Raw genomic sequence first — 20,141 nt, forward strand, 5'->3', positions numbered from 1 at the left:
GATATGATTACGTGCTTTTTGTATGTTGATCTAAAAAGCGCAGCGCCAAATAAAAAGCTGTTATGTCTTCAGGGCGGTCGAGATTCATATTTGTCAGTGATTCCAGTTTGGAAAGGCGGTAGCGCAATGTATTGATATGAATATGCATGTCGTCGGCGGTGCGCTTTAACGATAATTGCCGGTCGAAAAAGGCGCGCAGCGTATCCAGAAGTTCTTCCCGGCCGAGTACATGCTCGAGAACCCGCCGTGAAAATTCCGACCTCGTGCCGGGTGTGATATCGGCAAGACACATATCCAGTTTTAAATCTTCTTCAAAGACGGCCTGCTTGTCACCGATTCCGGCTGAAAGTGCTTTATCCGCCTGTTCGTATGATTCCGTGAGGCGCTCTCCCGGAACGATCCGTCCGATGCCGGCGGTGACAGGCTGCCCGAAAACGACGCCGATCTTTTTAATGAGCTGTGTTTTGGAAGCCGAATTTGCTTCATGATTAATGAGAATGCGTTCATTTCCCCAGCGGACAAACAGGTCTTCAGGGCATTCGTACTGCCAGAGCCGCCCGAGCTCCTCCGCTTTATATTGCTCATAACGGCCTTGAATGAGTATGATCCGGCGGTATGCGTGAAGGTCTGCGCCGATGAGCTTTGCTTTTTCTAAAAAGCCCGGAGACCATTCTTTCAGCTGCAGCCAATCAACCATAAAGGATTCAAGCATTCTCGCACGCCACTGCGCTTCTTCCATATGGCGCGTTTCTTTAATAAACAGCTCCGTCATTTTTCTGAGCAATTCTCCGAAAGGCAGGATATCGTCAGGGTCTCCTGTCAGGCCGAATACTCCGATCACTTCATGGCCTGAAAAAACGGGGAGGTTCAGTCCTGCTTTTACGCCCTCGAGCCGTTTTTCATCTTCTTTTGTAATGATGACATTCCGTTTTTCGCGCGCGCAGATCAGTGCGCCTTCATGAAACCATCCGGCGCGCGCCTCATTGGTGCCCGCGATGATCATTCCTTTTGTATCGGCAATAATCACTTCGCGGCTGTACATATGTTTGACTTCGGCAATCAATTTCTTTGCCAGTTCCGGCTGTAACTGCATGGCGATCCCCCTCGCCATTATTATACAAAAAAAACCGGGTGTCCCATCACCCGGTTCATGTTTATTGCGCAGGTTTTAATCCGCCTTCAAGTGTTTTGAGCATTTCATTTTTTTCTGAGTCCGACGCATGCTGCCAAAGAACTTCGAATAAGACGCCGAGGCCCGGAAGCATTTTTTCTTCACCGCTTTGGATGGCGTCAACGATAGTATGCTCCAGCTGATCCTGGTTATTGCCGGTTACATTGGCAATAACGGCGTTGCGTAAATTAAGATCCATTACAACCGCTCCTTTTTTCTGAATGTGATACGCATATTCTTACCGCGCACGCGGTTTATTATGTGCTGTTCTTAAGATATAATAACAACATGCATGAAAAAAGGAGAGCACAGACATAAAGTGAAACGAATCGACTCTGCAAAAAACCAAAAAGTGAAGGACTGGAAAAAACTTCACACAAAAAAAGAGAGACTTAAAACGAATACATTTCTGATAGAAGGAGAGCATCTGGCAGAAGAAGCGCTCAAATCAAAGGGAACGGTAAAAGAAATTCTCGTAAACGATGAGAGCGCCATCCCGGCCGATCTGGACATGAGCATTCCGTGCTACGTGCTGAGCGAAGACGCGTTTTCAGCCGTGACGGAAACAGAAACGCCGCAGCGGATCGCCGCGGTCTGCCATATGCCGGATAAGCAGCCTGATCAGCTGAAGCGGCTGCTTCTGATCGATGCCGTGCAGGATCCGGGGAATTTAGGAACAATGATCAGAACGGCAGATGCGGCGGGGATCGACGCCGTTGTCCTTGGTGAGGGAACAGCAGACCCGTACAATGGAAAAACGCTGCGTTCAGCACAAGGTTCTCATTTTCATATTCCCATTTTGAAACGTCCGCTTGATGAGTTTACCGCTGAGCTGAAATCACAAGGCGTCGCGATCTACGGCACGGCGCTTGAAAACGGTGCGGCTTATCAAAGCGTGAAGCCTGAAGAATCGTTCGCGTTAATCGTCGGGAACGAGGGGGCGGGAGTGGACGCCGGCCTTCTGCAAAAAACGCATCTCAACCTGTACGTTCCGCTGTACGGACAGGCGGAATCGCTGAATGTGGCGGTGGCGGCCGCCATCCTCGTTTATCATCTCAGAGGATAGGTTGCGAAAAGCCTTGGATTTCACTATAATAGATAGCAATAATGTAAAAACCGTGACAGAGGACGTCAATTTTTGCACACACTGCCTTCCAGGGAGAAAATGCCGCTGACTGAGAGCATTTTTATCGCAGCACAGAAATTGATTTTCACCTCTCGAGTTGTCACCGGGACCGCGCCAAACGCGCGTAAAGGTGAACCGGAACGATCGTTTCCGTTATGTCAATGAAGCTGTCGGCAGATGAAGTCTGCCTTAAAAAGGGTGGTACCGCGGCCACAACTCGTCCCTTCTCTCAAGGGACGGGTTTTTTTGTTTTCTGAAAAAGGCATAGAACGGTTTGGTTTACATAAAAGGAGGATGCATGATGGAAGAGAAGCTTAAACAGCTTGAACTGGAAGCTGCAGAAAAAGTAGAAGCGGCGGGTTCATTAAAAGAAGTTAACGACATTCGGGTGCAATATCTCGGAAAAAAAGGGCCGATTACAGAAGTTCTCCGCGGCATGGGCAAACTGTCCGCCGAAGAGCGCCCGAAAATGGGAGCGCTCGCCAATGAAGTGAGAGAGCGCATTGCAGCAGCCATTACGGCGAAAAATGAACAGCTTGAACAAGAAGAAATGAATAAAAAACTCAGCAGCCAGACGATTGACGTCACATTGCCGGGCAGTCAGGTAAACATCGGCGGGCGCCATCCGCTGACGGTCGTTATTGAAGAAATTGAAGATTTATTTATCGGCATGGGATATACCGTCGAAGAAGGCCCTGAAGTGGAAACGGATTATTACAACTTTGAGGCGCTGAACCTGCCGAAGGAACATCCGGCCCGCGACATGCAGGACAGCTTTTACATTACAGAAGAAATGCTGATGAGAACGCAGACGTCACCGGTGCAGACGCGCACGATGGAAAAGCATAAAGGAAAAGGCCCCGTCAAAATCATTTGTCCCGGTAAAGTGTATCGCCGCGACAACGATGACGCGACACATTCCCATCAATTCATGCAGATCGAGGGTCTCGTCGTCGACCGCAAAATCAGCATGAGCGATCTGAAAGGCACGCTTGAATTGGTCGCCAAAAAAATGTTCGGCCAAGATCGTGAAATCAGGCTCCGTCCGAGCTTTTTCCCATTCACAGAGCCTTCTGTCGAGGTGGATGTGACCTGCTTTAAGTGCGGCGGACAAGGCTGCTCCGTCTGCAAAAAAACAGGCTGGATCGAAATTCTCGGCGCCGGCATGGTTCATCCGAACGTGCTGAAAATGGCCGGATTCAATCCTGAGGAATACCAGGGTTTTGCTTTCGGAATGGGTGTTGAACGAATCGCGATGCTGAAATACGGCATTGAAGATATCCGCCATTTCTATACCAATGATGTCAGATTCATTTCGCAGTTTAAACAGGCGTAAGAGGAGGATACACATGTTTGTTTCTTATAAATGGTTAGAAGATTACGTTGACTTGCAGGGAATCGACCCGGCCGTGCTTGCAGAAAAAATTACGAGAGCCGGTATTGAAGTTGAGGGTATCGAGTATAAAGGGGAGGGCGTAAAAGGCGTTGTCATCGGACACGTGCTTGAGCGCGAACAGCACCCGAATGCCGACAAGCTCAACAAATGCCTTGTTGATATCGGTGCGGAGGAACCCGTGCAGATTATCTGCGGCGCCCCGAATGTTGATAAAGGACAGAAGGTTGCCGTTGCAACGGTCGGAGCCGTGCTTCCCGGCAATTTCAAAATTAAAAAAGCCAAGCTGCGCGGCGAAGCGTCTCACGGTATGATCTGTTCCCTTCAGGAGCTCGGCATTGAAAGCAAGCTCGTGGCGAAAGAATATGCGGAAGGCATTTTCGTTTTTCCGAATGATGCTGAAACGGGAGCTGACGCAATGGCGGCCCTTCAGCTTGATGATGCGATTTTAGAATTGGGCTTAACGCCGAACCGCGCCGACGCGATGAACATGCTTGGCGTGGCTTATGAAGTTGCGGCTATCCTCGGCGCAGAGGTAAAACTTCCGGAGGCTTCATATGAAAAAGCGGCAGAAAAAGCGGCGGATGCTGTTTCCGTTAAGGTTGAAGATACGCAGGCCAATCCGCATTATGCCGCAAAAATCATTAAAAACGTCAAAATCGGCCCGTCACCGCTTTGGATGCAGACGAAGCTAATGAATGCAGGCATCCGCCCGCATAATAACGTCGTGGACATTACAAACTTCGTCCTCCTTGAGTACGGACAGCCGCTTCACGCTTTCGATTACGACCGGTTCGGTTCAAAAGAGGTCGTCGTCAGAAAAGCGGCGGAAAACGAAACCATCGTGACGCTGGATGAACAAGAGCGCAAGCTGTCAAGCAGCCATTTGGTCATCACAAACGGAAAAAAAGCGCAAGCCGTTGCGGGAGTCATGGGCGGAGCTGAGTCTGAAGTCCGCGAAGACACCACTGCGATTTTACTGGAGGCCGCTTATTTCGACGGACAGACCGTCCGCAAAGCGTCGAGAGACCTCGGACTGAGAAGCGAAGCGAGCGCCAGATATGAAAAAGGCATTGATCCGGCCCGCGTTTTGCTGGCGGCTGAACGGGCCTGCAGTCTCATTCAGGCATATGCCGGCGGAGAAGTGCTCTCAGGCACGGTTGAAGAAAACCATCTGAAAATCGAAGCAAACAACATTCACGTGTCTGTTGAAAAAGTGAACGCCGTGCTCGGCATGACAATCGCTAAAGAAGAAATCATCAGCATTTACAAGCGCCTCGGGTTTGCAGTCGGTGAAGCTGAAGACGTTCTCGTCGTAACGGTGCCGTCGCGCCGCGGAGATATTAGAATAGAAGAAGACCTGATTGAAGAAGCGGCGAGATTGTACGGGTATGACAATATTCCGTCCACGCTTCCGGAAACGGCCGGCACGACAGGCGGCTTGACACCGTATCAGGCAAAACGCCGGAAAGTGAGACGTTTCCTTGAAGGAGCGGGTCTTTCACAAGCGACCACTTATTCATTGACGAATGATAAAAAAGCGGCCGCTTTTGCGATCGAAAAATCATTCAACACGATGCTTGCTCTGCCGATGAGCGAAGAAAGAAGCATTCTCAGACACAGCCTCGTGCCGAATCTTCTTGAAGCCGTTTCATACAATCTGGCCAGACAGACTGATTCCGTTGCTTTATATGAAACGGGTTCTGTATTTCTGACGAAAGAAGAAAACACAAAACCGGTTGAAAAAGAACGGGTTGCCGGAGCTGTAACCGGATTGTGGCGCAAAAATTTATGGCAGGGTGAGAAAAAGCCGGTTGATTTCTTCGTCGCCAAAGGAATCGTTGAAGGCCTGCTGCATCAATTGAATGTGTCAGACCGGGTTGAATTTGTCCAGTCGGAACGCAAAAACATGCATCCCGGCCGGACGGCAAACATTCTATTGAACGGTTCGCTTGCCGGATTTATCGGCCAGGTGCATCCGGCAATGGAAAAAGAGCTGGATATCAAAGAAACGTATGTGTTCGAGCTTGATCTGCACGCGCTTCTGACCGAGGAAACAGAACCTGTCGTGTATACGCCGATTCCGAAGTATCCGTCCGTCACGCGCGACATTGCGCTTGTGGCAGATAAAACCGTTACAAGCGGACAGCTCGAAGCCGTGATCAAAGAAGCCGGCGGCGCGCTGCTGAAAGAAGTCACCGTATTTGATGTGTACGAAGGTGAGCATATGGAAGAGGGCAAAAAATCCGTCGCCTTCTCGCTCCAATATGTTAACCCTGAACAAACATTGACAGAAGAAGAAGTGACAAAAGTACATGAAAACGTGCTGAAAGCGCTGGAAGAAACGTATCAGGCCGTATTAAGAGGATAAAGAAAAAGCTTGCAGATCACTCTGCAAGCTTTTTTATTATGACCGCTTCCGTTCAACAAGGCGTTTCGCTTTTTGCGTATTGGCAAAATGAAGTTTGGTGAACGTTCTGAGCGCACCTTCTCCCTTATTGATGATCAGCTTGGCGGCAGCTTCATCGACGTGCGGCCCCGCGCCTTTTGGAATCGTCATCCCAGCCTCTCGGGAAAGCTTATCCATTTCAATTAAGAAAGAATATCGCGCAATGATAGAGGCTGCGGCGACGGAAAGATGTATGCTTTCCGCTTTCGTGCTGAAAAACGTTTTTTCTTTTACGATATCCCGTCCGGAAAGATGCTTAAAATAAATGCCGGGCTCTGCGAATTGGTCAATCAGAATCGCTTCCGGTTTAACGCCGTTCATTTTTCTCAGCAGATTGGAAATCGCCTGATTATGAAGGAGCGCCTTCATTTTTCCTTGGCTCATGCCTTTTTCCTGCATCTGATTGTATTTTTCGTTTTTTAACACAAGCAGGCTGTAAGGAATGGTTTTAATTAACAGTTTGGCGATTTCAATAATCTGCGGATCTTTTAAATCCTTCGAATCCTTCACACCGAGTTCTTTCATTAAAGAGAGCTTTGATTTGTCGGCGTAGGCGCAGGCAACTGTTATCGGCCCGAAGTAATCGCCTGTTCCGACTTCATCAGAGCCGATCACTGACATGGAGGCAATGCCCGCCGGGGGAGCGTAGAGCGGGTCGGCCGCTTTTTTGACGGTTTTCTTTGCCTTCGGCGCCTCAGCCGTTCCCCAGCGGGCCGCTTCTGTGCCGGCGTTTTTTCCTTGAAAGAGAACCTTGCCCGAGCGGTAGGCTGTAATGGTACAGCCCGGAGGCTTAGCCTGGAAGACGGCGCCCTGCGGAACGGCGGGAGTAAGGGAGCCGGCATAGGATTGTTTCATTTGTTCCATAGCGGAAGCGGATACTTTTATAACAGAATGGGACACGATATAATCTCCTTTTTTGGCACTTTTCACTGTATATACCAGTGTATCATAACAGCCTGAGGCTCGTCTTTCCATTCAAACGATAATCGTGGTATGATAGGAACTAGGATTCTCGCGGAATGGAGGAGAAACGTTGTCTGACGGCAAAAAAACCAAAACGACAGTAAACATTTACGGCCAGCACTTCACCATTATCGGGGAAGAAAGCAAAGCGCACATGCGCCATGTGGCCGGAGTGGTTGATGATAAAATGAGAGAAATCAACGAGAAAAATCCATATCTTGATATAAATAAGCTCGCTGTATTGACTGCGGTCAATGTCGTGCATGATTATATGAAACTGCAAGAAAAATATGAAATACTGGAGCGGCAGCTTAAAGAAAAGGAATGAACACCATATGATAGATATCATCATCTTAGTTTTGCTCTTAATGGGCACATTGCTTGGATTAAAAAGAGGATTTATCCTCCAATTTATATATTTAACGAGTTTCATCCTCTCGATTGCGTTTGCGGCGCTTTTTTACAAAAACCTGGCCCCGCATCTGAGCTTTATACCCGCGCCTGATTTTTCCGGCGGGCAGGCGGCTCTGTCTTTTATTAAAGGAAACGTAGAGACGGCTTATTACAACGCGATCGCGTTTGTCATTTTGTTTATCATCGCAAAGATTCTGCTTCGGATTATCGGAGCGGCGCTTAATATTATCGCCAGCATTCCGGTCATTAAACAGATCAACAAACTGCTGGGCGGGGTGCTCGGATTTCTGGAAGTCTATTTATTTGCGTTTATCCTGTTATACGTCGCATCCGTACTGCCGGTAAGCGCTCTTCAGGATATGCTCGCACAATCGACGCTTGCAAATATCATCACACATCATACGCCGTATCTGTCAGGGCTCCTGCAAGAACTGTGGGCCCAGTACGGGGCATAAAAAACTTCTCTTGACCGGAGAAGTTTTTTTCAAGCTCTGCGTCAGTTGTGCCGGAGGAGAAAAATTTGTATGATGAAAAGCAGGAAACGACTGGGGGGTTAACAGTATGCATAAAAAAGATATCATCAGGCTGCTTGAAACGATTGCGGTCTACATGGAACTGAAAGGGGACAACCCGTTTAAAATATCAGCCTTCCGAAAAGCGGCAGCGGCGCTTGAGCAGGATGACCGCAGCCTGTCGGAAATCGACGACATGATGTCTATATCCGGCATCGGAAAAGGCACTTACGGCGTCATTCGTGAATATATGGAGGAAGGTGTGTCCGGCACGCTTCTCCAATTGCAGAAAGAAGTTCCGGAAGGCTTGGTTCCTCTTTTGAAGCTTCCGGGCCTCGGCGGCAAAAAAATCGCCAAGCTGTATCAGGAACTGGGCGTTCATGACGCGGAATCGCTGAAAGAAGCGTGCGAGCAGCAAAAAGTACAGGGGCTCGCCGGTTTCGGTAAAAAAACGGAGGAGAAAATCCTTCAGGCTCTCGGAGAAGCCGGAAAACAGCCGGAACGTTTTCCGATCGGCTATGCGCTCGGCATTGCTTCAGTAATTGAAGAACATTTGGCCCGGCTGACGGATATTCAGAAATATTCCCGGGCCGGCAGTCTCAGAAGAGCGCGGGAAACCGTAAAAGATCTGGATTACATTATCGCTACAGATCATCCGGAGGCTGTCAGAGAACAGCTTCTTTCCCTCCCGAACGTAAAAGACGTGATAGCGAGCGGGGATACAAAAGTATCAGTCATCCTGACCTTTGAATATGAGACGAGTGTGGATTTCCGGCTTGTGACAGAGGAACAGTTTGCCACCACGCTGCATCATTTTACCGGTTCTAAAGATCACAACATTAAAATGCGCCAGCTGGCGAAAGAGCGCGGTGAACGGATCAGTGAATATGGAGTAGAAACCATAGAAACGGGAGACGTCAAAACATTCCCGAGCGAAGAAGCGTTTTACGCCCACTTCGGCCTGCCGTTTATTCCTCCTGAGCTCAGAGAAACCGGGCAGGAGGTCGACACGTACCGGGAAGAAACGGATCTTGTGGAGCATAAAGCGATAAAAGGCGATCTCCACATGCACTCAGCCTGGAGTGACGGCGCTTTTTCCATCAGAGAAATGGCAGAAGCGTGTATGGCAAAAGGCTATCAGTACATGGCGATCACCGACCATTCCCAATATTTAAAGGTAGCCAACGGGTTAACAGCCGAACGGCTCAAAAAACAGGCGGAAGAAATTGACGCGTTAAATGCTGAATTTGAAAATTTTCATATTTTTAAAGGCGTAGAAATGGACATTCTCCCCGACGGTTCGCTCGATTATGATGACAGTGTTCTGTCTGAAATGGATCTTGTCATCGCGTCTATTCATTCAAGCTTCAGCCAGCCGGAGCATGTCATTATGAAACGGCTTGAACAGGCGCTGACGAATAAGCACGTGGACATTATCGCCCACCCGACGGGACGCCTGATCGGCAGACGGGCCGGCTATGAAGTCGACATCGACATGCTGATTGAACTCGCCGCCAAAACAAATACGGCGCTTGAACTGAATGCAAACCCCGCGCGCCTCGATTTGCGGACTGAGCATCTTATCAAAGCAAATGAAAAAGGCGTGACTTTGGTCATTAATACCGATGCCCATAATATCGAGATGCTCGATGATATGAAAACGGGCGTGACCGCTGCGCGCAAAGGGTGGACGGAGACAAAACATGTGTTAAACGCCCGGCCGCTACACGAGGTCAAAGCATTTCTGACGCGCAATGATTAAGTAAGGAGGATCACAAAACCGTGCAGCAAAAAGTGTTATCATCACTTGAATTTCATAAAGTAAAAGAACAAATTACCGCACATGCCGCCTCATCGCTCGGCCGGGAGAAGCTTCTGCAGCTGAAACCTTTGACGGATCTCTCAGACATCCAAAAACAGCTGGATGAAGTCGAAGAAGCATCCGCGGTCATGCGCTTGAGAGGCCATGCTCCGTTCGGCGGCCTGACCGACATAAGATCTGCTTTACGGCGGGCGGAAATCGGCAGTGTGCTGACGCCGGCGGAATTTACCGAATTGTCCGGGCTGCTGTATGCCGTTAAACAAATGAAGCATTTTATCAGCCAAATGACAGAAGACGGCGTCGGCATTCCGCTGATACAAGCCCATGCAGAAGAGCTGATTACATTAGGCGATTTGGAAAGGGAGATTAACTCCTGCATTGATGACCATGGTGAAGTGCTTGATCATGCGTCTCCCGCTTTAAGGGGAATCCGCACGCAGCTCAGGACGCTTGAATCAAGAGTCAGAGATCGGCTTGAATCGATGCTGCGTTCATCTTCCGCTTCTAAAATGCTGTCTGACACCATCGTTACGATTCGGAATGACCGCTTTGTCATCCCGGTCAAACAGGAATACAGATCAAGCTACGGCGGAATTGTCCACGATACATCTTCATCCGGTGCGACACTGTTTATTGAACCGCAGGCGATCGTAGATATGAACAACTCGCTTCAGCAGGCGAAAGTAAAAGAAAAACAGGAAATCGAACGGATTCTCCGAATGCTGACGGAGCATACGGCTGAACACACACAAGAAATCGCTCAAAATGTGGAAGTGCTGCAGACACTGGATTTCATTTTCGCCAAAGCGAGATACGCAAAAGCAATGAAGGCGACAAAACCACTCATGAACGGAGACGGTTTTATCCGGCTGAAAAAAGCGCGCCATCCGCTGCTGCCCCAAGATCAAGTCGTGGCCAACGATATTGAACTGGGCGGAGATTACTCAACGATCGTTATCACGGGACCGAATACGGGCGGTAAAACCGTTACGTTAAAAACACTCGGGCTGCTGACGATAATGGCGCAGGCAGGATTGCACATACCGGCTGATGAGGGATCGGAAGCAGCCGTATTTGACAATGTGTTTGCCGATATCGGCGATGAACAGTCGATCGAACAAAGTCTGAGTACGTTCTCATCCCACATGGTCAATATCGTCAATATTTTAAAAGACGTGTCTGAAAACAGTCTTGTGCTGTTTGATGAACTCGGTGCCGGAACAGATCCGCAGGAAGGAGCGGCGCTTGCCATGAGCATCCTTGACGAAGTTCACCGGACAAACGCCAGAGTGCTTGCGACAACCCATTATCCGGAACTGAAAGCATACGGATATAACAGACAAGGCGTCATGAATGCCAGCGTTGAATTTGACATCGAAACGCTTGCGCCTACTTATAAGCTTCTGATCGGAGTGCCGGGCCGAAGCAATGCATTTGAAATCTCAAGACGCCTTGGGCTTCCGGAGCATATCATCGGCCAGGCGAAGTCAGAAATGACCGCCGAACATAACGAAGTCGATCTGATGATCGCATCGCTTGAAAAAAGCAAAAAAAGAGCGGATGAAGAACTTTCTGAAACCGAATCAATCAGAAAAGAAGCAGAAAAACTGCACAAAGAGCTTCAGCAGCAAATCATTGAGCTGAACGCCCAAAAAGATAAAATGATGGAAGAAGCCGAACAGAAAGCTGCGGAAAAACTGGAAGCCGCCGCAAAAGAAGCCGAACAGATCATCCGCGAACTCCGGTCCATCAAGCAAGAACACAGATCCTTTAAGGAACACGAGCTGATTGACGCCAAAAAACGTCTCGGAGACGCGATGCCGGCTTTTGAAAAATCAAAGCAGCCGGAAAGAAAAACAGAGAAAAAACGCGAGCTCAAGCCGGGCGACGAAGTAAAGGTGCTCACATTCGGACAAAAAGGGGCGCTGCTTGAGAAAACCGGCGAGAAAGAATGGAACGTCCAAATCGGCATCCTCAAAATGAAGGTGAAGGAAAAAGATCTTGAGTTTCTCAAATCGGCTCCTGAACCGAAAAAAGAAAAAGCAATCACCGCCGTAAAAGGGAAGGATTATCACGTATCCCTTGAACTTGACCTCAGGGGAGAGCGTTACGAAAACGCCCTCAGCCGCGTCGAAAAATATTTAGATGACGCGGTGCTTGCCGGCTATCCGAGAGTGTCCATCATTCACGGAAAAGGCACGGGCGCCCTCCGAAAAGGGGTGCAGGATCTTCTGAAAAACCACCGCAGTGTGAAAAGCTCGCGGTTCGGGGAAGCGGGAGAAGGAGGATCAGGCGTAACGATTGTCGAACTAAAATAAAAAGGGAGTAAACGTCATGAATGCTTTTTGGGAAAATGAGCTTGTTGAAATCGCGGCTTATTACAGTGTAGCCGTCTTGTGTCTCGTCATTTTTCTGACCGTGTTTGAATTGGTGACATCCTATAAAAACTGGGTGGAAATCCAAAAAGGCAATCTTGCGGTGGCAATGGCGACCGGAGGGAAAATTCTCGGTATCGCAAATGTCTTTCAGCACAGCATCGCCCAGCATAATTCGCTTTTGCAAATGATCGGCTGGGGCGTATACGGATTTATTATGCTTTTAATCAGCTATTTTATCTTTGAATTTCTGACGCCCCGGTTTAAAATTGATAAAGAAATTGAAAAAGATAACAGAGCTGTCGGCTTTATTTCATTTGTCATCTCAGTCGGCCTGTCATTTGTGGTGGCCGCCGGGATTTAAGGGGACGGGGAAAAATGGAGAAGCTTGCGAAAGTGCTGCTGTCGGCAGCGGGAATTTTTCTGTTCATCGGACTTATTTATCTGGTCATGACATCTTAATACTGAAAAAAGGCTGCCGAACTAGAATCGGCGGCCTTTTTTATTGAGAATACCAGTTTATGCAGGCCGTATCAGAGCAAATGACGGCTTCCCAACTCATGGCGCGGATGACAGACGGCATGTCTTGATCTTCCATGAGAAAGAGTGTCATAAAAGAATCATATATGCTCATAAAAGCGGCGCGCCGTTTTTCGTCGGCAATGATCATGTCAGCCCGCAGCAATCCGCATACATCCGAAGCCGCCGTTTGATTGAGTGAAAATATGCCTTTCTCTTCGACAGGCTCATAATAAGTGCAGCGCTTTATGCCTTTTGAACGGAACACATCCAAAAGTCCCGGAATTAAAAATGGTGAAGTGACATCATCGCTCGGCAAGTACAGATCGGGATGAAGCCGATTAAACAGCCTGGCGGATTCTGGATGTGCATATTCATCCCGAAGTGCCATGACAGCGCTCATAAGCGCAATCCGCAAACGGTCATGACGGATTGCCAGGAAACGGGTCTGCCCATCGCGATGATCTCCTCATCACTCGGATACATATGTTCATAAGGCCGCTTGCGCTTTTGCTCTTCCCACCCATCAGGCATCCGGACAAAGGGATGAAACAAAAAGGCGGCCGACGTAAACGGCTTCGGCAGCTGGCGCAGGATAGGAACTCCCTCTTCAAAATGCAGCGTTTCCAACAAACTCAACACCTTCTGAAACTCGAAATTTCACATGAAACGCTTTCCAATTCCAATCACCCTTCTGCTATAATAATAGCGTATAGGAAAACAGAAGGGAGAGGTATTATGCAGTCTGAAAAGCCATGGCTTTCTCAATATCCCGAAGAGATTCCGCATGAGCTTGAATTTACCGATCAAACCCTGCCATCCAATCTGACAAACTCCGCAGCTCAATTCCCGAACCACACCGCCATTTATTTTCTCGGAAAAAAACTCACATTCCAAGACGTTCTCACAGATTCGTTAAAGCTAGCCGCTTTTTTACGCAAAACAGGCCTGAAAAAAGGGGACAGAGCCGCCATTATGCTGCCCAATTGTCCGCAGTCGGTCATCGCTTTTTACGGCGTATTGTTTGCCGGCGGCATTGTCGTTCAGACTAATCCTCTCTACACGGAACACGAGCTTGAGTATCAGCTGAAAGACAGTGCGCCGCGCGTGATCATCACCCTCGATATGCTGTTTCCGAAAGTGATAAAAATGAAAACGTTATCACTCGTCGAACGCATTATTACAACGAGTATAAAAGACTTTTTGCCGTTTCCGAAAAATATGCTGTATACGCTCACACAAAAACAGCAGGTTCATATTGATTATGACGGATGCGAACAAATTCACAAATTAGCGGATATTTTAAAAAACGAAAGAGCGGAGGAAGCAGAGCCATTTGATATTGACCCTGCGCATGACATCGCCGTGCTTCAATACACGGGCGGAACAACCGGCTATCCGAAAGGCGTCATGCTCACACACCGGAACATTCAGGCCAATACAGAAATGTGCGCCGCCTGGATGTACAAAATGAAAAAGGGAGCCGAAAAGGTGCTCGGCATCGTGCCTTTTTTTCATGTGTACGGATTGACCGCCGTGCTCAATTTTTCCATTATGCAGGGATGTGAAATGATCCTTCTTCCCAAATTCAATCCTTTGGATACCTTGAAAACAATCGACAGGCTAAAGCCGACGGTTTTTCCCGGGGCGCCGACGATTTACATCGGGCTGTTGCATCACCCGGAGCTGAATAAATATGATCTGTCCTCCATTGAAAACTGTCCGAGCGGTTCAGCGGCGCTGCCGGTTGAGGTCAAACAGAAATTTGAAAAAGTGACCGGAGGAAAGCTTGTGGAAGGCTACGGATTATCCGAAGCATCACCGGTTACCCATTCAAACTTCATCTGGGGAAAAAACAAACCCGGCAGCATCGGCTGTCCTTGGCCCAATACCGACGCCGGAATCTATTCAGAAGAAAAAGGCGGGCTTGCGGAGCCGTATGAACACGGCGAGCTGATCGTAAAAGGCCCTCAAGTCATGAAAGGGTACTGGAATAAGCAGGAGGAGACGGCGCGTGTCATCAGAGACGGCTGGCTGTTTACCGGAGATATGGGATATATGGATGAGGAAGGATTTTTCTACATCGCCGACAGGAAAAAAGACATCATCATTGCCGGCGGATACAACATTTACCCCCGGGAGGTGGAAGAGGCGCTTTATGAGCATGAAGCCGTTCAGGAAATCGTCGTAGCGGGCGTTCCTGATTCCTACAGGGGGGAAACGGTGAAAGCATTTATCGTTTTGAAAAAAGGCGCCGAGGCAGATGCCGATGAGCTTGATGCGTTTGCAAGAGAGCGGCTTGCGCCGTACAAAGTCCCGAAGCTTTACAAATTCAGAAAAGAGCTTCCGAAAACGGCCGTCGGAAAAATATTAAGAAGGCGTTTAGTCGAAGAGGAAGATGCTTCCCGTGAAAACAAGGTGCCTTAAAAGAAAAACTTGACAAAATCCGGATTCCTTTTTATCATGAAGTTATGAATGAATAGTCATTCATTTATCGAAGGAAGGAACGATGACATTGAACCAAAAACGGCCAAAGTATATGCAGATTATTGATGCAGCAGTAGAAGTCATAGCGGAAAACGGCTATCACCAATCACAGGTGTCCAAAATCGCCAAGCAGGCCGGCGTTGCGGACGGCACCATCTATTTATATTTCAAAAACAAAGAGGATATACTCATTTCTCTTTTTAAAGAAAAGATGGGCCAGTTCATTGAACGCATGGAAGAAGAAGTGAAAGAAAAAACGACGGCAAAAGAAAAACTCGCTCTCGTTATTAAGCAGCATTTCACACTGCTCGGCAATGACCGCCACCTTGCGATTGTGACCCAGCTTGAGCTCAGACAGTCGAATATCAAGCTGCGCCTGAAAATCAATGATATTTTAAAAGGTTATTTAAACATGCTGGACACCATTTTGACCGAGGGAATCAAGTCGGGGGAATGGAAAGACAATCTCGACGTCCGCCTTGCCCGGCAGATGATATTCGGGACGATAGATGAAACAGTGACAACATGGGTGATGAACGATCAGAAATATGATCTTCCGGATTTGTCAGACAAGGTATTGGAGCTGTTGGTGTCAGGAATTCATCAAAACTAAAGGGGGTTGACGGATGAACAGCCTTTCGATGGCGGTAGAACAATCTGTTGCGGTGATCACCATTAATCATCAGCCGGCCAACGCGCTGTCCGGTGCGGTTTTAGATGAGTTGTCCGGTCTGTTCGACAGGTGTGAAACGGATGACAGCGTCAGAAGCATCATCATTCGCGGTGAGGGAAAATTTTTCTCGGCGGGCGCCGATATAAAGGAATTTACGTCGCTTGAAAATCTTGAGCAATCTTCTGCCATGGCGGATAAAGGCCAGCAGCTGATGGAAAGAATTGAAGGGTTTCCGAAGCCCGTTATCGCAGCGATTCACGGCGCTGCGCTCGGCGGCGGTCTTGAGCTAGCCATGGCCTGCCATATCAGAATCGCTACATTGGATGCAAAGCTCGGCCTGCCCGAGCTGAATCTCGGCATTATCCCGGGCTTTGCCGGGACGCAGCGGCTTCCCCGGTACGTCGGTACGGCGAAAGCGCTTGAAATGATCGGCACTTCAGAACCTGTGACCGGAGAAGAAGCGCTCAGCCTCGGCCTTGTCACGATAGGCGCCGAACATGAGGATGAGCTGCTGCAAAAAGCGAAAACGCTCGCGGGCAAATTTGCGGAAAAAAGCCCGCAGTCGATGGCTTATCTGCTTGAGCTCCTTTATTCAAACAAGATCTATTCTTATGACGGCGGCTTAAAGCTTGAAGCAAAGCGCTTTGGGGAAGCATTTGCATCAGATGACGCAAAAGAAGGCATTCAGGCATTTCTCGAAAAAAGAAAGCCTCAATTCGGTGGGCGAAGATAAAGGGGATAAGATTATGAATCTATTTGTACTGATGAAACGGACGTTTGACACAGAAGAGAAAATCGTCATTGAAGCAGGAAAGATTCAGGAGGACGGGGCCGAATTTATCATCAATCCGTATGATGAATACGCCATTGAAGAAGCCATACAGCTGAAGGAAGAGCACGGCGGAACCGTTACCGCCGTAACCGTCGGCGGAGAAGATGCGGAGAAAGAACTGAGAACCGCCCTTGCGATGGGCTGTGACCAGGCGGTGTTAATCAATATTGAAGATGATCTGAGCGATCCTGACCAATACTCCATTTCAACTATCTTATATCATTATTTCAAGGACCGGGAATATGATCTGATTCTCGGCGGAAATGTCGCGATTGACGGCGGTTCAGGCCAAGTGGCTCCAAGGCTTGCCGAACTGCTGAACATTCCTTGCGTCACAACGATCACAAAACTGACAATCAGCGGCGATGAAGCTGTGGCAGAGAAAGACAATGAAGGGGATACCGAAATCATTAAAACCTCACTTCCTTTAGCCATCACGGCACAGCAAGGCTTAAACGAGCCGCGCTATCCGTCGCTTCCGGGCATTATGAAGGCGAAGAAAAAACCGCTGGAAGAACTTGAGCTCGATGATCTCGACATTGATGAAGATGAAGCCGCACCGAAGCTCAAAACGATCGAACGTTTTCTGCCGCCGCAAAAAGAAGCGGGCAGACTGATCGAAGGAGAAGCCGCTGATCAGGCGAAAGAGCTTGTGTCACTGCTGAGAAAAGAAGCCAAAGTCGTATAAACCGATATTAAAGAAACTGGGGGATGTCAGAATGGGAAAAAAAGTGATCGTACTCGGAGAAATTCGTGACGGCGCCTTACGGAACGTCACCTTTGAAGCCATAGCCGCAGGCAAAACCATTTCCGGCGGAGGAGATGTCATCGGCGTACTGATGGGAAAAGGCGCGGCTGATGCAGCACCAGAACTCATTCAGTACGGCGCCGATAAAGTATTTACGGCCGATGCGCCGGGGCTTTCTCAGTATACGGCGGACGGATATGCCGCGGTTCTCGGGGATCTGATCGAAAATGAAAAGCCTGATGCGGTCATTTTCGGCCACACTTCTATGGGAAAAGATTTGTCACCTAAGCTTGCGGCCCGGTTTGAAACGGGGCTGATCTCAGACAGCACGGATGTAAGCGTTACCGGAGACAACATCGTTTTTACAAGACCGATTTATTCGGGCAAAGCCTTTGAACAGGTGATTTCAACCGATCCGTTCATTTTGGCGACAATTCGGCCGAATAATATTCAGGCATTAGAAAAAGACGCGAACCGGACGGGTGATATTGAAGAGCTTGCGGCGCCTCCGGCAGATTTGCGGACGGTCATTGAAGAAGTAGTCAAAAAAACGGCGGACGGCGTGGATTTATCAGAAGCGAAAATTATCGTAGCAGGCGGCCGCGGTGTAAAAAGCAAAGATGGATTTGAACCGTTAAAAGAACTTGCCGAGGTGCTCGGAGCAGCGGTGGGCGCTTCACGCGGCGCGTGTGACGCGGACTATTGCGATTATTCTCTTCAAATCGGCCAGACGGGAAAAGTCGTCACGCCGGATTTGTATATCGCCTGCGGCATTTCCGGAGCGATTCAGCACTTGGCGGGCATGTCAAACAGTAAGGTCATCGTTGCCATTAACAAAGACCCGGAAGCGGAAATATTTAAAATAGCGGACTACGGAATTGTCGGCGATTTGTTCGAAGTGGTTCCGCTTCTGACACAGGAATTTAAAAATGCCAATATTCATTCATAATCAAAACCCTCTGGCTGATTTGTCAGAGGGTTTTGATTTGTGTTAATTGGTTCGTACAAATTAAATATTAATAAAACAATAGATTGACATGTACGAACCAATGTAATAAGCTTTTGTAAAGCGCTTACAAACTTATCCATTCAGCACACATCCCAGATACATAGATCGTCTCTAGTGCTTTCATTCTTATTAAGGGGAAGGAATGATCAAGTTTGTCTCACAATACGGCAGTCATTCAAACTGATATCACACGGGGAACCATTAATAAAAACATATACGGACATTTCGCGGAACATCTGGGAAGAGGCATATATGAGGGCATCTGGGTCGGAAAAGATTCCGATATTCCGAATACCGGCGGGATCAGGACGGATGTCGCCGACGCCCTCAAACAGCTTCAGATTCCCGTCCTCAGATGGCCGGGCGGCTGTTTTGCAGATGAATACCATTGGGCAAACGGCGTAGGGAAACGCAAAACCATGCTGAATACCCATTGGGGCGGAACGATTGATTCCAATGAATTCGGCACGCACGAGTTTATGATGCTTTGCGAACTGCTCGGCTGCGAACCATACATCGCCGGAAACGTCGGCAGCGGAACGGTTAAAGAAATGGCTGATTGGATTGAATACATGACGTTTGAAGCGGGCACGCCGATGTCCGACTGGAGAAAAGAAAACGGGCGGGAAAAACCGTGGAAGCTGAAATATTTCGGAATAGGAAATGAGAACTGGGGCTGCGGCGGAAACATGCATCCTGAGTATTATGCCGACCTTTACAGAAACTTTCAAACCTATGTCCGCAATTACAGCGGTAATGAAATCTATAAAATTGCCGGCGGCGCGAATGTCGACGATTACCGCTGGACTGAAACTTTAATGAAAAAAGCCGCGGATCTCATGGACGGGCTGAGCCTGCATTATTACACAATACCGGGCGACTTCTGGAAGGGGAAAGGGTCAGCGACGGAGTTTACGGAAGATGAATGGTTCATCACGATGAAAAAAGCGGCGCATATGGATGAATTGATCACAAGGCACAGTGCCATCATGGATCAGTACGATCCCGAAAAAAGAGTCGGGCTGATCATTGATGAATGGGGCACGTGGCTTGATCCTGAGCCGGGCACGAATCCGGGCTTTCTGTATCAGCAGAATACGATCCGCGACGCTCTTGTCGCAGCCACGCATTTTCACATTTTTCATCAGCACGCAGACCGCGTACAGATGGCCAATATCGCGCAAACCGTCAATGTGCTTCAGGCAATGATCCTGACAAAAGGGAAAGAAATGCTGTTGTCGCCGACGTATCATGTGTTTGATATGTTTAAGGTGCATCAGGACGCATCTCTTTTGGCGACAGAAACAAAAGCAGCCGGGTACGAATGGAATGACGGCCGGCTCCCGCAAGTCAGCATTTCAGCGTCCAAACAGCAAAACGGAGACATACATATCAGCATTTGCAATATCGATCATCTGCACAAAGCTGATGTGAAGATTGAACTGCGGGGCATGAAAAAGACAGGGAAGCCTTCGGGAACGATTCTGCACGCGGAAAAAATGAATGCCCATAATACATTCAGCAGTCCGGAAAACGTCAAACCGAAGACGTTTTCCGGGTTTGCTCAAAAGGGCGGAAAACTTGAGGCGGAGCTTCCTCCGATGGCGGTTGTATTAATCACGCTGCCTGCGGGTCCATCTTAAGTTTT

General features: G+C 48.5%; 17 protein-coding genes and 1 pseudogene. 14 read left to right on the forward strand and 4 right to left on the reverse strand.

Going from position 1 to position 20,141, the window contains the following annotated elements:
* Positions 1–7: 7 nt before the first annotated feature.
* Together ACWHAR_RS01170 and sspI are read right to left on the reverse strand one after the other, a co-directional pair.
* Positions 8–1,093: a CdaR family transcriptional regulator gene (locus ACWHAR_RS01170; RefSeq protein ID WP_032873751.1), complete on the reverse strand. Its 1,086-nt coding sequence runs from the start codon at positions 1,091–1,093 to the stop codon at positions 8–10.
* A 61-nt stretch (positions 1,094–1,154) separates the two neighbouring features.
* Positions 1,155–1,370: a small acid-soluble spore protein SspI gene (sspI, locus tag ACWHAR_RS01175; RefSeq protein WP_003152527.1), complete on the reverse strand. Its 216-nt coding sequence runs from the start codon at positions 1,368–1,370 to the stop codon at positions 1,155–1,157.
* Positions 1,371–1,490: 120 nt separating this feature from the next.
* On the opposite strand from sspI, the gene ACWHAR_RS01180 reads away from it, so the two are divergent.
* The 3 genes from ACWHAR_RS01180 to pheT all read left to right on the forward strand — a co-directional run bounded on the left by ACWHAR_RS01180 (position 1,491) and on the right by pheT (position 6,061).
* The gene (locus ACWHAR_RS01180) at positions 1,491–2,237 is read left to right on the forward strand and encodes a TrmH family RNA methyltransferase (protein ID WP_032873753.1); all 747 of its coding nucleotides are present in this window, start codon (positions 1,491–1,493) and stop codon (positions 2,235–2,237) included.
* Between the two features lie 361 nt (positions 2,238–2,598).
* A complete protein-coding gene (pheS, locus tag ACWHAR_RS01185; protein ID WP_003152530.1) occupies positions 2,599–3,633 on the forward strand; it encodes a phenylalanine--tRNA ligase subunit alpha in 1,035 nt (344 codons plus the stop codon).
* 13 nt (positions 3,634–3,646) lie between these two features.
* Positions 3,647–6,061, forward strand: a complete 2,415-nt coding sequence (gene pheT / locus ACWHAR_RS01190; RefSeq protein WP_012118137.1) for a phenylalanine--tRNA ligase subunit beta — start codon at positions 3,647–3,649, stop codon at positions 6,059–6,061.
* A gap of 36 nt (positions 6,062–6,097) precedes the next feature.
* Here the strand turns inward: pheT and rnhC are convergent, their stop codons facing one another.
* Positions 6,098–7,039 (reverse strand): ribonuclease HIII, encoded by a 942-nt coding sequence (gene rnhC, locus ACWHAR_RS01195; RefSeq protein WP_007408113.1) that lies wholly within the window; start codon positions 7,037–7,039, stop codon positions 6,098–6,100.
* A gap of 133 nt (positions 7,040–7,172) precedes the next feature.
* On the opposite strand from rnhC, the gene zapA reads away from it, so the two are divergent.
* From zapA to ACWHAR_RS01220, 5 genes are all read left to right on the forward strand, one after another.
* Positions 7,173–7,430 (forward strand): cell division protein ZapA, encoded by a 258-nt coding sequence (zapA, locus tag ACWHAR_RS01200; RefSeq protein WP_007408114.1) that lies wholly within the window; start codon positions 7,173–7,175, stop codon positions 7,428–7,430.
* Positions 7,431–7,437: 7 nt separating this feature from the next.
* Positions 7,438–7,971, forward strand: coding sequence for a CvpA family protein (locus tag ACWHAR_RS01205; protein ID WP_007612958.1), 534 nt, complete (start codon positions 7,438–7,440; stop codon positions 7,969–7,971).
* Positions 7,972–8,077: 106 nt separating this feature from the next.
* Positions 8,078–9,790 (forward strand): DNA polymerase/3'-5' exonuclease PolX, encoded by a 1,713-nt coding sequence (gene polX / locus ACWHAR_RS01210; RefSeq protein ID WP_032873755.1) that lies wholly within the window; start codon positions 8,078–8,080, stop codon positions 9,788–9,790.
* A gap of 20 nt (positions 9,791–9,810) precedes the next feature.
* A complete protein-coding gene (locus ACWHAR_RS01215) occupies positions 9,811–12,168 on the forward strand; it encodes an endonuclease MutS2 (protein ID WP_032873757.1) in 2,358 nt (785 codons plus the stop codon).
* Positions 12,169–12,184: 16 nt separating this feature from the next.
* Complete coding sequence (locus tag ACWHAR_RS01220) at positions 12,185–12,589, forward strand: DUF350 domain-containing protein (protein ID WP_003152541.1); 405 nt, start codon at positions 12,185–12,187, stop codon at positions 12,587–12,589.
* Positions 12,590–12,727: 138 nt separating this feature from the next.
* Here the strand turns inward: ACWHAR_RS01220 and ACWHAR_RS01225 are convergent.
* Positions 12,728–13,386, reverse strand: a pseudogene (locus ACWHAR_RS01225) (DUF2711 family protein).
* Positions 13,387–13,482: 96 nt separating this feature from the next.
* Here ACWHAR_RS01225 and ACWHAR_RS01230 point away from each other — a divergent pair.
* From ACWHAR_RS01230 to ACWHAR_RS01255, 6 genes are all read left to right on the forward strand, one after another.
* Positions 13,483–15,171, forward strand: a complete 1,689-nt coding sequence (locus tag ACWHAR_RS01230; RefSeq protein ID WP_032873759.1) for an AMP-binding protein — start codon at positions 13,483–13,485, stop codon at positions 15,169–15,171.
* Positions 15,172–15,259: 88 nt separating this feature from the next.
* Complete coding sequence (locus ACWHAR_RS01235) at positions 15,260–15,844, forward strand: TetR/AcrR family transcriptional regulator (protein WP_007408119.1); 585 nt, start codon at positions 15,260–15,262, stop codon at positions 15,842–15,844.
* 13 nt (positions 15,845–15,857) lie between these two features.
* Positions 15,858–16,637 carry an enoyl-CoA hydratase gene (locus ACWHAR_RS01240; protein ID WP_032873761.1) on the forward strand — a complete coding sequence of 260 codons (780 nt, stop codon included), beginning with the start codon at positions 15,858–15,860 and terminating at the stop codon, positions 16,635–16,637.
* A gap of 13 nt (positions 16,638–16,650) precedes the next feature.
* Positions 16,651–17,424 carry an electron transfer flavoprotein subunit beta/FixA family protein gene (locus tag ACWHAR_RS01245; RefSeq protein WP_032873763.1) on the forward strand — a complete coding sequence of 258 codons (774 nt, stop codon included), beginning with the start codon at positions 16,651–16,653 and terminating at the stop codon, positions 17,422–17,424.
* A gap of 31 nt (positions 17,425–17,455) precedes the next feature.
* Positions 17,456–18,433, forward strand: a complete 978-nt coding sequence (locus ACWHAR_RS01250) for an electron transfer flavoprotein subunit alpha/FixB family protein (protein WP_032873765.1) — start codon at positions 17,456–17,458, stop codon at positions 18,431–18,433.
* 212 nt (positions 18,434–18,645) lie between these two features.
* The gene (locus ACWHAR_RS01255; RefSeq protein ID WP_032873767.1) at positions 18,646–20,136 is read left to right on the forward strand and encodes an alpha-N-arabinofuranosidase; all 1,491 of its coding nucleotides are present in this window, start codon (positions 18,646–18,648) and stop codon (positions 20,134–20,136) included.
* Positions 20,137–20,141: the final 5 nt, after the last annotated feature.

The sequence above is a fragment of the Bacillus sp. LR--39 genome (assembly GCF_053613335.1).